Genomic DNA, 12,010 nt, shown 5'->3' with positions numbered 1-12,010 from the left:
TTTAGGTAGCCTTATGCTTCCCTTTTTGCAGTATTGCGGAAAGAAAGTAAAAGTTTTGCTGTTGAAAATTACCGGGACAAACCATGTTCTTGGTCACAAGTTATGGGCAAAAAATTTTCCACAGTTTTCAGAAGTTATCCACACAAAATATCTTATCGTGGGTGGTGGGATTTCCGGACTTTCTGCATGTAGATTTTTTAACCAGAATAATGAACAGGATTATCTTCTCCTTGAAATGGAAAACCATCTGGGAGGAAATTCTTCCAACGGACAGAATTCATTTTCAAAATTTCCTTTAGGTGCCCATTATTTACCTTTACCTAATAAGGAAAACGTAGAAATAATAGATTTCCTGAAAGAATGTAAAATCTGTCTGGGAATAGAACAAAACGGAGAACCCATTCTTGATGAATACCAAATGACTTTTCCACAGCAGGAAAGACTTTTCTATAAAAACTCATGGCAGAATGATATTGTGCCTCAGAGAGGTATTTCAGAAACAACACAACAAGAGCTTACCCGTTTTTTTAAGCTGATGGATGAGCTTCGTGTAAAGAAAGACACTGAAGGAAGATATTGGTTCGCCATTCCCGTACATGATTCCAGTAGAGATGATGAGGTGGTAAAACTTGAAAAAGTAATATTCAAAGATTGGCTCAAAGAAAATAACTATCATTCAGAGGAACTTCTCTGGCTGTTGGATTATTCCTGCAGAGACGATTTCGGATTGGGAATTGACTATGTTTCAGCATGGGCAGGCATCCATTACTTTGCCGGAAGAAAAAACAACTGGAGCACGAAATATAAAGATCAGGTATTCACATGGCCGGAAGGAAATGCAAGACTGGCAAACCATTTTTCAAAATATACAGAGGGAAAACACATGCCGGAAAACTTAGTTTTTGATGTGAAAATCAATGATAGAGTTGAAGTATTGAGTTTTGATAATGCTCAAAAGAAAACTAAAAAGATCATTGCAGATAAAGTACTGTTTGCAACCCCGCAATTTGTGAATGAAAGAATTTTTAATCAAAAAAGAGCATCATCATTTCATTATGTTCCGTGGCTTTTAACAACGATTACGTTAAAGAATGAATTTGGAGGAGATGAAGAGCTGGCCTGGGATAATGTGATCTACGGGACTTCCGGATTGGGGTATATTTTTGACCAGCATCAGAATCTGAACCAGATTATTGGTGAAAAAGTAATTACCCACTATAAGAGTTTTTCAACTGCAGATTGCAAAAAAGCGAGGAAAAAGCTGTATGCCATGAAAGAATCTGAACTTAAAACTTTAGTTTTGGATAATTTGAAGAAAGCCCATCCATTGATAGAAGATTTCATTCTGGAAATGCAGTTTCATAAAATAGGACATGCAATGATTGCTCCGGTTCCCAATCAGATTTTTGGTGAAGAAACTCAAAAAGCGAAAGAGTCCATAGAAGGGAAAATTTTCTTTGCCCACTCTGATCTTTCCGGAATATCCATTTTTGAAGAAGCCTTTTATCAGGGAATCCGGACTGCAGGACAAATGATACAATGATACAATGAAACAGCCGTGGATACATAATGTAAAAACAGACTGGTGGTTTATTCTATCACCACCTTTCCTTGTATTGCTTGTTATTTTTCTTTTTCAGAAACAGATTCAGGGGCTGGAAAACCATTATTCCTTTTACACATGGCTTTTTCTGATCGTTTTTGTGGATGTAGCTCACGTATATTCTACGCTGTTCAAAACGTATTTCGTAAAGGGAGAAATACAGAAAAATAAATGGCTTTATCTCGGAATTCCTGCGGTAAGCTGGATTTTAGGGATTATCCTTTTTCAATTTGGAAGTCTTACATTCTGGTCGGTACTGGCATTGGTAGCCGTTTTTCATTTTATACGCCAGCAATATGGTTTTATGAGAATTTACGCCCGCTTTGAACCGAATAACTGGAGTAAAAGAATAGATGAGGTGGCTGTTTATTCTGCTACCATTTATCCGATGTTGTACTGGTTTAAAACTCCTCGTGCCTTTACGTGGTTTGTCGATAACGAATTTGACTGGTTTCAAAATCTTCCGGATTATATTCCGTTCATTACAATAACCTATTTTGCCATTCTGATCATCTGGATTATTAAAACTGTAATTGAAGCTTTTAAAACAAAGAATATTAACGTTCCGAAAACAGCACTGATCACCGGAACTTTTCTTTCCTGGTATTTTGGGATTGTCTATTTTAACAATGATCTTTTGTTTACTTTTCTGAATGTGATTTCTCACGGAATTCCCTATATCGCATTGATCTACATCCGGGAAATACAACAAAAAGAAAATCATCAGCTGAACAGGATGCAGATTTTTAAATCTTTTTCAGGAATCTTTTTGTTTATAGGAGTTCTTTTAAGCTTTGCTTTCATGGAAGAATTTTTGTGGGAAACTCTGGTATGGAATGAACATTTTTCCTTGAATGTGATTATTTCAGAAAAATTATTACAGTTCCTTGTTCCGTTGTTAGTTGTTCCGCAGCTTACCCATTATCTTCTGGATGGCTTTATTTGGAGAAAACCCAAAAAAGTTGCCTAACTTTGTCTTAATCTTTAAAATCTAAAAATGAGACAATATTTTCTGTCACTGGCAATTTTTCTAGGAATGATTGTGGGTGCTCAGCAGAAAACATTCTGCAATCCCATCAATATTGATTATGGGTATACTCCGTTTGAAGTTTTTTCAAAACAAGGGAAACATCGTGCTACAGCAGATCCGGTGATTGTTAATTTTAAAAATAAACTGTTTCTTTTTTCTACCAACCAGGAAGGATACTGGTATAGTGATGATATGCTGGACTGGAAGTTTGTGAAAAGGAAATTTTTAAGAGATAATAAATACATTCATGACCTTAATGCTCCTGCGGTATGGGCAATGAAAGACACTCTATATGTATATGGTTCCACCTGGGAACAGGATTTTCCGATTTGGAAAAGTACAAACCCCACCAAGGATGATTGGAAAATTGCAGTGGATACTTTAAAAGTGGGAGCTTGGGATCCGGCGTTCCATTATGATGAAGATAAAAATAAACTCTATCTGTACTGGGGTTCAAGTAATGAATGGCCATTGCTTGGAACAGAGGTGAAAGTAAAAAATCTTCAGTCTGAAGGTTTCGTTAAGCCCATTATTAAACTAAAACCTGAAGATCACGGCTGGGAACGCTTCGGAGAATACAATGACAACGTTTTTCTTCAGCCTTTTGTAGAAGGGGCATGGATGACAAAACACAACGGAAAATATTATATGCAGTATGGCGCTCCGGCAACAGAATTCAGTGGATACTCGGATGGAGTGTATGTGAGCAAAAGTCCTTTGGAAGGGTTCGAGTATCAACAACATAATCCATTCTCTTATAAACCGGGAGGTTTTGCCAGAGGAGCAGGCCATGGAGCTACGTTTGAGGACAATTACAAGAACTGGTGGCACGTTTCCACAATTTTTATTTCTACTAAAAATAATTTTGAAAGAAGGCTGGGAATATGGCCGGCCGGCTTTGATAAAGATGATGTGATGTACTGTAATACGGCATATGGCGATTATCCTACTTACCTTCCGCAATATGCACAGGGCAAAGATTTTACGAAAGGTCTTTTTGCTGGATGGATGCTGTTGAATTATAATAAACCGGTTCAGGTTTCATCTACTTTGGGAGGGTATCAGCCCAACTATGCTGTAGATGAAGATATCAAAACGTATTGGAGTGCCAAAACCGGAAATTCCGGAGAATGGTTTCAGACAGACCTGGGAGAAGTTTCTACCATCAATGCCATTCAGATCAATTATGCAGATCAGGATGCCGAGTTTATGGGGAAAACCTTTGGGAAAATGCATCAGTACAAAATCTATGGTTCCAATGACGGGAAAAAATGGAGTGTGATTGTGGATAAAAGCAAAAACACTAAAGATGTTCCTCACGATTATATAGAACTTGAACAACCTGCAAAAGCCCGTTTCCTTAAAATGGAAAATCTGAAGATGCCAACAGGAAAATTTGCATTAAGCGGCTTCAGAGTGTTTGGAAAAGGAGCAGGGAAACAGCCTGCAAAAGTAGAAGGTTTTGTGCCTTTAAGAGCTGATCCTAAAAAATACGGTGAAAGAAGAAGTATCTGGATGAAATGGCAGCAAAACCCTGAAGCGGATGGCTATGTAATCTATTTTGGAAAGACTCCCGATAAATTGTATGGAAGTATTATGGTCTACGGAAAGAATGAGTATTTCTTTACAGGGGCAGACAGAACAGATGCATACTATTTCCAGATTGAAGCTTTTAATGCGAATGGCGTTTCTGAAAGAACGACTGTTGTAAAATCAGAATAGATCAAAGTAAAATATAAAAAATGACACGTTTTGAAAAATCAGGACGTGTTATTTTTTGTCTGTTTTCTTGAGAAATGTTTCTATTTTATTGATAAGAAATTGATCATTTGGGTGTTTATCCCAGTCCAGATGTCCGCCATTGAATGAATAAGACTCATGGAAGATATGTTTTTTATTTAAAACAGAATCTAAGATTTTCTCTTGTGAAGACGGGATAACACGATCCGAATTTCCATAGTAAGATAAAGTAGGAGGAGAGTTTTCATTGATCCATTTCACAGGGCTTGCGAAATCTATTCTGGAAGTTTCAGCATCCACTACACGAGGATCTACAAGTCTTCTTTCCACAAAGGAATATTCCTGATAGTTTTTAAAACCCGGATCTGAAAGGTCTGCAGGACCGACAATATTAATTACAGCCTTTATTTTTTTATCTGTATCCAATTTATAAGCATACAGCATGGATAAATGGGCTCCGGCACTGTTTCCCAATAATATCAGCTTGGGACTGTACCCAAGCTTTTTTTCTAGGAAGGCGGAAACATATTTAATATCATTTATTTGATTGGGTAAGCCATAATGAGTTTCTGATGTCAGTCTGTAATTCATATTGACAAAAATATGATCAGGAAATCTTTCCATCATAGAAAGAGTGAAAAAAGTAAGCTGGGATTTATTTCCACTACACCATCCTCCTCCATGAATAATGATGAAAACATTTTTTTCTTTTGTCGTTTCTATATTTGGAATATAAAGATCCATTATTTGTTCAGAACTCTTTCCATAGTAAACATTTTCTTCTTTATCAAAGCTGATATCTTTTCCCAGATTTATCTTTTTTTCTGTACACCTTATCCAAAGAAAAAGAAAACTAAGGCAAATTAAAATAACTCGTATGTGTTTTTTCATAGCTATTAAATATAAAAAAATCCGCTGAAAAAAATCCGCGGATATCGTAAGAATAATTGAATATGAAGAAAGATAATTCTTTATCTGGTTCTGCTTTTAATAGCATCTGAAGCACCCTCGATATCTCTTACCTTTTTGATTTTCTGATTTCCGAAATTATAGGTAAGACTTACGATTAAGCTTCTGTTGTAGCGGTTTTGGTGGACATAATTATAATTTCCGTTTTCCTGAAAGTCCTCAATTTTAACAATGTTGGTATTCAATACATCATTTACATTCACTGCAAACGTCCAGTCGTTCCACATTTTCTTAAGGCTAAGATCTAGACTCATCAGGTTTTTCAATGAACCAAGCTCAATCTGTTGCTTATCTACGAAGAAGTAATTAAGTCCGAAGAACCATGTTTTCTTTTTATCAAGACGAACGGTGTTGTTGGTTTGGATCAAAAGACTGGTAGAATTGGTTTTATTGGTGTATGTAATAAATTTTCCACTGGGCCCTTTTTCATCTTTGAATCTGTCTCCTGTTGTAGGATCAGTATCAAGGCTTCCATTGTTAATATTATGCTGTACACCGATATTGAAATTGGTTGTCCAGTATTGCTTGAAAAATGACTTTTGAACACCTACCATTGCGGACATTTCCTGTTTATTCCCAAAATTGGTTCTGATATATCTTAATGCCGGGTTTTCGCCTTCCTTTCCAGCCGGTGATACCGGATATCCCTGAAGTGGTACCTGCGTAATTACATCCTGAATGTAGGAATGGTTTAAAATCAGGAAATAGGAATTTTTGAACATATAAGTAAGCTCCTGATTATAAGTAGAAGATGCCTTTACGAACGGGTCATTCTGAGTATAATTATCATCTGTAAGAATGTTCCTTACGGGATTAAGTTCCCAGAAACTAGGTCTTCTCATTCTGCTGGAGAAGGAATAAGAGATATTGTTTTTATCATTAATTGCATAATTCAGACTTAGATAGGGAAGAAGGTTTTTATAATTTCTTTCAATTCTTCTAACAGCTTCTGTGGGAGCGTTGTCAGAAGTTCCAAGACTGTTGGTGATCTCATATCGGGCACCTATTTTTCCGGAAAGTTTGTCGGAAATCTTTTTCTCAACGGTAAGATACATTCCGTAGATGTTTTCATCATAGATAAAATGGTTAGGTCTTGAATCCGGAGCTTTTACAGGATTAAAAGAATAAGTTATGTTTTTAGAATCGTTATCTGTATTAGTCTTATTATAATTTCCGCCTATAGATACAGTCAGATCATTTTTAAACTTTTGATTATAATCCACCATTCCGGAGAAATTATTAATAATCTGAGGAAGATCCTGGAATACCTGTGTTTTTATTTTTCCTACTTTTCTGTTGATATCCGAAGCAAAGGTCTGGTTATCTGTGGACTGGAATCTTCTGTAGTTGAGGTAGGCTGCATTTACATTCAGTTTACTTCCCAATGAATCTGTTTTTAATTCATAATTTAAATTCACAGAATTGTTATAAGATCTTGAATCTTCCCGGTTTTTAGACCACGTATATTCCGTATTTGTTTTTTTTATGGTATTAAATAAATCTACCGTTGAATTATAACTTTTATTAGCCCATGTATTCCATGATAATGCGAGATTGCTTTTATCATTCAGTTGATAATCAATATTCAGATAGCCACCGATGTTTTTATTCGGATCATCAACATCTCCTACGGATTCATTAGAAGTTTTGGCAGTACCATTTCTTAAAGTATAGGTCTGTGGTTCAATATTTTCACCCCCGCTAAGACTGGCACTTACTCCCAGTTTATTTTTTCTGTAGTTAGCCGAGAAACTCGCCTGGCTCCCATTATACTTATTGGTAGTGTTAGACATTCTCATATTTCCATTGAGACCATCACTCATTTTTTTCTTTAAAACGATATTGATGATTCCATCAGATGATTCTACCTGATACTCACTTCCCGGAACGGTAATCACTTCAATTTTCTGGATATTTTCTGCTGGAGTATTTTTCAGAAACTGAACTAAAGATTCAGCGTCCATATTGCTTTTTCTTCCGTTGATATAGATCAGGGCATTATTTTTCCCTGCTATTTTCAATGTTTTATCATCCGTTGAAGATAATAATGGGGTCTGCTTCAAAAGATCAAAAGTGGTATTTCCTTTTGCAACAGGAGATGCTGCTACATCATATACAAAACGATCGCTTTGCTTTTTGAAAACCTGTTTTGTGATGGTAACTCCTTCTATGTTTTTTGTTTTTGCCGTATCAGCTTTCTTTTCCTGCGCAAATGCACAAGTACTGAATACAATGGCCATTGACAAAATTATACGTTTCATGTTGTTTTTATTTAAGAGTGGATTTAGTGTATAAGTTTTATAAATTAGGTTCTGGATTTCACAGCATCGTTAGCTGATTTCATTTCCCTTGCTTTTTTCAGTTTCTGATTTCCGAAATTATAAGTAACTCCGATGCTCATTAACCTTGGATAATTGAAGTTGGTGATATTATTATATTTTCCGTTAGGCTGTACTCCTTTAATACTGTAGAAGCTTTGATTGAATAAGTCACTCACTTCCGCTACAATCGTCCAGTCTCCAGCGATTTTTTTCAGACTGAGATCGAAGCTTTGTCTTGCACCTATCATTCCTCCTTCCATTGCAGTCTGGCTGGCAAAGAAGTAATTCACTCCCAGGAACCAGTCTTTTTTAGAAGAAAGTCTGATGATATTATTGAGGGTTGCAGACATATTGTAGTTTTTGATATCAATGATGTAAGGATCTACTACTTCAGTTTCTCCCGGAACGGGCATAGAAGTTGGGTCTTCAAATACTCCGCCTTTGTAGGTAACATAACCTAAATTGACAGAATAGTTGGTTGTCCATATATCTTTAAACCAGGATTTGTTCATTCCAAGAGTTAGAGCAATCTCCCTGTTTTTTCCATAATTGGTTCTGATATATCTTAAGAATCTGGTAGTTTCCATAATAGGATTTCCTTTGATGTCCTTTATGATTTTCCCCTCTGAATCTTTTTTAGGAGCTGTTACAGTTCCTTGCAATGGAATCAGGTCTGAGGCTGCTGCATCCTCCACCATATTAAAACTAAGATTGGCATAGAATGCATTTTTGTACATATAATTGATTTCCTGATTATAGTATTTGGAAGCCAGTATAAATGGATTGTTCTGCGTATAATTGGTTGGAGTAAAGTAGGTTCTTGAAGGATTCAGTTCCCAGAATCTGGGTCTTCTGATTCTGCTGGAGAAAGTATAGCTCAGATTATGATCGGAATTGATGGCGTAATTTAAATTCAGATAAGGCAGAAGGTTGTTGTAATTTCTTTCAAATCCTGTTTTATCCACAATATCGCCTGTACTTCTGGTCATTTCGTAACGGGCTCCTATTTTTCCGGATATCTTCTCCGTTAATTTTCTTTCATAATTCAGGTAAATCCCAAGTATATTTTCTTTATAAATGAAGTGATTGGTCTGGTTGGGATCGATGATAAATTGTCCGTTTTTTAATTTATCCTGTTTGGTGTCGTTATCTGTATTGGTGTGGTTATAACTGATTCCCATTAACCATGTTGCTCCTTTAGCCGTTTTTTTCAGATAATCAATATTGGCAGCGTAGTTGTTGATGATTTGGGGTACTGCCTGATGTAATGCTGAATATTTGTTGATTGTATCATTCGTTAAAGGAAAACTTTCATTGAAACTTACTTTATCCCTGTTGAACCATAAGTAAGAAATGTTGGATGTAAGCTTACTTCCCAGAGAATCTGTTTTCATCTCATAATTCAAATTGAAAGAATGATTTCTTGTTTGTGCATCCTCGTTGTTGACAGTTCTGTTATTTAATACTCCGTTTTGCCAGTTGGTAATATCCAGTACAGAATTGAAACTTTTATTGTATCTCATGTTGTAGGAAAATCCAAGACTGTGTTTTTTATTGATTTCATAATCAACATTGAATCCTCCACCAAAATTTTTGTTAGGATCATCATTAAACCCAAAAGACTCATTTCTGAAAGTAGGATCACCGTTGGACAGCGTATATCTTTGTCTGTCTGTCCAGCTTCCCATTCTGAAATTAGAATTACCGGACCATTTTCCCTGTCTGAAATTAAAAGAAGCTCCCGCATTAGGATTATTGTAATAAGCCTGCTCGTTCTGCATTTTCAACGTTCCGTTATAGCCGTTGTTTTTGTTTTTTTTCATCACAATATTGATGACCCCTTCTTTGGATTCAACCTGAAATTCACTTCCCGGAACTGTAATGACTTCAATTTTCTGGATATCTTCAGACGGAGTAGACTTCAGCATTTCAATCAATGCCTCAGAATCCATATTGGTTTTTTTATTGTTGATATAAATGACTGCATCATTTTTTCCCAAAATCTTCAGCGTTTTTCCGTCTATGCTGGAAATCATCGGTGTTTGTTTCAAAAGATTAAAGGTGTTGGTTCCTTTAGCGATAGATGAAGAAGCTACATCGTATACCAAACGGTCACCCTGCTTTTTGAAAACCTGCTTCTTGAGATTCACTGCATCAATAGCATTGACTTTCAAACTATCTTTTTTCTGCTGGGCAGTGATAAGTCCACCGAAAAATAGTGCTGCAATAAGAATTTGAGTCTTCATGATTATTCTTTTTTAATTAATAGCTTGTATGGTTTGTTATTTAACATTACAAAGATATATAATAAATTTAGTATTATGCAATACAAAGTACTTAAAAATATTTTTTAACGATTATAATCAATTGATTATCAATTAATAAAAATTTACATTAAAATATTGATTTCTTGCCCTTTCTGTATAATAAGACAAATAAATGATGCAAAATGTTACATCAATGAAAGAAATTATGAGAAATTTTTAATTAATACCTGGAATTTATTCCCATTAGCTCCGGAGTTATGCTTCACACAAAGACATATGTGAATCGGGGTTGTAATAACTGTAAAAATAAAAAAGGACCGAAAAGGTCCTTTCATTATATTGTTTATTCTCTGTCGAATCGGGCAAGCTTTTTATCTACCCAAACCGTTGCAAAGGGGAAGAATGCAGATAATAAGGCAAAAACAAAATCTTCATCATCCCAATTATAAATTTTTCTGGCAGGAAGGCAGAGTAAAAGGTAAAGGGTAAAAAATAAACCATGTAAACTACCAATAACACTGATGAAGATGATAGAGTACAAATTTTCATCATACCGGATCCAGATCATCGCAACACCATACAACAAAAGACATGAAATGGCCTCTGCAAGACAAATCTGCTTAAACCATCTGATGATTTTTTCCTGAGAATATTTTGAGAATATTTTTTCGATGAAGTCCATGAATAATTATTTATAATAGATAAAAAAGGATGTTTTGCTTTTTACGGGATATCCTCTGTATTTTACAGGCTCAAATTTAGTGTATTTTATAAACTTTTTGATCTCTTTTTCAAAATATGGAATGTATTTCAAATTGTGATCATTATAAATATCATGACTAAATTGATCCTTCAAAACCTTTCCATTTTGATCTAATGTGAGCGTAACCACAGTACTTGAACGGTATTTTTGAAAAGAAGGATTGTAATTTTCATAACCTTCCGGATAAATAAAATTACGGAAGAAATCTTTATTTAACTGATCATTATCATCACTATACCTGAGATAGCCTCCTTTATAGGTCCATTCACAATGTTCGTCGTTATCAAAGATTTTACCAGGATGTTTTTTTACATACATGGCTACAGATTCTTTAACGAGACCATCCATAAAATCTTTACCAAATTTTTTTTCAGTCAATTTAGTCATTACCGAGTAATAACATTCATCAAAATACCAACCTATATCACTGCCCATCCATTCTCCGCCCCAAATGATATTATGCTTTTTTAAAATTGTTTTGAGCTCTTCTCCGGGTAAAAACTTATCACCATCGGGAGCTGCAATATTGATAAAATATTTGTTTTGAATTTCCGAACTTTTTACAGCCCTGACTGAATCTTCGCTGCAATGCTTTTTATTATAGCTTTTTCTTTCAGCAATAGCAATTTTCTGTAATTCTTTAAGAGAGTCACTTTTTAAAGTTGTTGATTCCTGGGCATATAAACAACTTTGCAAAAAAACAAAGAATAAAAATAAATATAGCTTCATTGCTTATTGATAAAAACTACTACCATCCAAATAGTCAAAAACTTCTGGTGGCAGCATAGGTCTTACATTTTTACCATCCTTTATCATATTACGGATTTCTGTAGCTGAAAGCTCTATTATGGGTGCTTTTACCAGAGAGATATTTTCATGCTGTAAATATTCGGAATCTTTTTTCTCACCTTCAAATACTCTTGGGTAAACAATAATATGATGATTTTTGATCAGGATATCAGCATTTTTCCATTTGTGAAGGCTTTTCAGATTATCTTCTCCCATGATCAGACTGAAAGAATAATCAGGATATTTCTCATGCAGATACGTTAAGGTATCAATAGTATAACTTGGTTTCGGAAGAGAAAACTCCACATTGGAAGCTCTCATATTAGGATAATTCTTTACCGCAAGCTGTACCATATCAAGTCTGTTATGGTCATTGAGTAAAGATTTTTTGTCTTTAAAAGGATTTTGAGGACTTACTACAAACCAAAGTTCATCCATATCAGAATTTTCCAGAATATAATTAGCCAGAATAAGATGCCCGATATGAATAGGATTGAATGATCCGAAAAATAAACCGATTTTTTTCAT

At 35.2% G+C, this 12,010-nt stretch carries 9 protein-coding genes; 3 read left to right on the top strand and 6 right to left on the bottom strand.

Features of this window, described 5'->3' with window-relative positions:
- Positions 1-13: 13 nt before the first annotated feature.
- From KBP46_RS12380 to KBP46_RS12370, 3 genes are read left to right on the top strand one after another with little or no spacing between them, the layout of a single operon-like run.
- Positions 14-1,543, top strand: coding sequence for an NAD(P)/FAD-dependent oxidoreductase (locus KBP46_RS12380; RefSeq protein WP_253297031.1), 1,530 nt, complete (start codon positions 14-16; stop codon positions 1,541-1,543).
- Positions 1,544-1,547: 4 nt separating this feature from the next.
- Entirely contained in the window at positions 1,548-2,573 is a 1,026-nt protein-coding gene (locus KBP46_RS12375) for a hypothetical protein (protein WP_216443381.1), read from the top strand.
- 27 nt (positions 2,574-2,600) lie between these two features.
- Positions 2,601-4,355, top strand: coding sequence for a discoidin domain-containing protein (locus tag KBP46_RS12370; RefSeq protein ID WP_216443380.1), 1,755 nt, complete (start codon positions 2,601-2,603; stop codon positions 4,353-4,355).
- 48 nt (positions 4,356-4,403) lie between these two features.
- Here the strand turns inward: KBP46_RS12370 and KBP46_RS12365 are convergent, their stop codons facing one another.
- The 6 genes from KBP46_RS12365 to nadD form a co-directional block, all read right to left on the bottom strand.
- Positions 4,404-5,264, bottom strand: a complete 861-nt coding sequence (locus KBP46_RS12365) for an alpha/beta hydrolase (protein WP_216443379.1) — start codon at positions 5,262-5,264, stop codon at positions 4,404-4,406.
- A gap of 80 nt (positions 5,265-5,344) precedes the next feature.
- Positions 5,345-7,603: a TonB-dependent receptor gene (locus tag KBP46_RS12360; RefSeq protein ID WP_216443378.1), complete on the bottom strand. Its 2,259-nt coding sequence runs from the start codon at positions 7,601-7,603 to the stop codon at positions 5,345-5,347.
- A 44-nt stretch (positions 7,604-7,647) separates the two neighbouring features.
- Positions 7,648-9,909, bottom strand: coding sequence for an outer membrane beta-barrel family protein (locus tag KBP46_RS12355; protein ID WP_216443377.1), 2,262 nt, complete (start codon positions 9,907-9,909; stop codon positions 7,648-7,650).
- Positions 9,910-10,273: 364 nt separating this feature from the next.
- Positions 10,274-10,612 carry a DUF3817 domain-containing protein gene (locus tag KBP46_RS12350; protein ID WP_062673669.1) on the bottom strand — a complete coding sequence of 113 codons (339 nt, stop codon included), beginning with the start codon at positions 10,610-10,612 and terminating at the stop codon, positions 10,274-10,276.
- Positions 10,613-10,618: 6 nt separating this feature from the next.
- On the bottom strand, positions 10,619-11,389 hold the full coding sequence (locus KBP46_RS12345; RefSeq protein WP_216443376.1) for a hypothetical protein: 771 nt from the start codon (positions 11,387-11,389) through the stop codon (positions 10,619-10,621).
- A 36-nt stretch (positions 11,390-11,425) separates the two neighbouring features.
- Positions 11,426-12,010: a nicotinate (nicotinamide) nucleotide adenylyltransferase gene (gene nadD, locus KBP46_RS12340; protein ID WP_216443375.1), complete on the bottom strand. Its 585-nt coding sequence runs from the start codon at positions 12,008-12,010 to the stop codon at positions 11,426-11,428.

The sequence above is a fragment of the Chryseobacterium sp. PCH239 genome, assembly GCF_018924625.1.
Classification (GTDB): Bacteria; Bacteroidota; Bacteroidia; order Flavobacteriales; family Weeksellaceae; genus Chryseobacterium; species Chryseobacterium cucumeris.
The sequence above is the reverse complement of the archived record's forward strand: the minus strand, read 5'-3'. Positions and strand labels throughout refer to the sequence as shown.

What these genes read in the sequence shown, in the direction of transcription:
- KBP46_RS12375 (WP_216443381.1), top strand. Translation starts at nt 1,548, where the DNA reads ATGAAACAGCCGTGGATACATAATGTAAAAACAGACTGGTGGTTTATT.
- KBP46_RS12370 (WP_216443380.1), top strand. Translation starts at nt 2,601, where the DNA reads ATGAGACAATATTTTCTGTCACTGGCAATTTTTCTAGGAATGATTGTG.
- KBP46_RS12350 (WP_062673669.1), bottom strand. Translation starts at nt 10,612, where the DNA reads ATGGACTTCATCGAAAAAATATTCTCAAAATATTCTCAGGAAAAAATC.
- KBP46_RS12360 (WP_216443378.1), bottom strand. Translation starts at nt 7,603, where the DNA reads ATGAAACGTATAATTTTGTCAATGGCCATTGTATTCAGTACTTGTGCA.
- KBP46_RS12355 (WP_216443377.1), bottom strand. Translation starts at nt 9,909, where the DNA reads ATGAAGACTCAAATTCTTATTGCAGCACTATTTTTCGGTGGACTTATC.
- KBP46_RS12380 (WP_253297031.1), top strand. Translation starts at nt 14, where the DNA reads ATGCTTCCCTTTTTGCAGTATTGCGGAAAGAAAGTAAAAGTTTTGCTG.
- nadD (WP_216443375.1), bottom strand. Translation starts at nt 12,010, where the DNA reads ATGAAAAAAATCGGTTTATTTTTCGGATCATTCAATCCTATTCATATC.
- KBP46_RS12365 (WP_216443379.1), bottom strand. Translation starts at nt 5,264, where the DNA reads ATGAAAAAACACATACGAGTTATTTTAATTTGCCTTAGTTTTCTTTTT.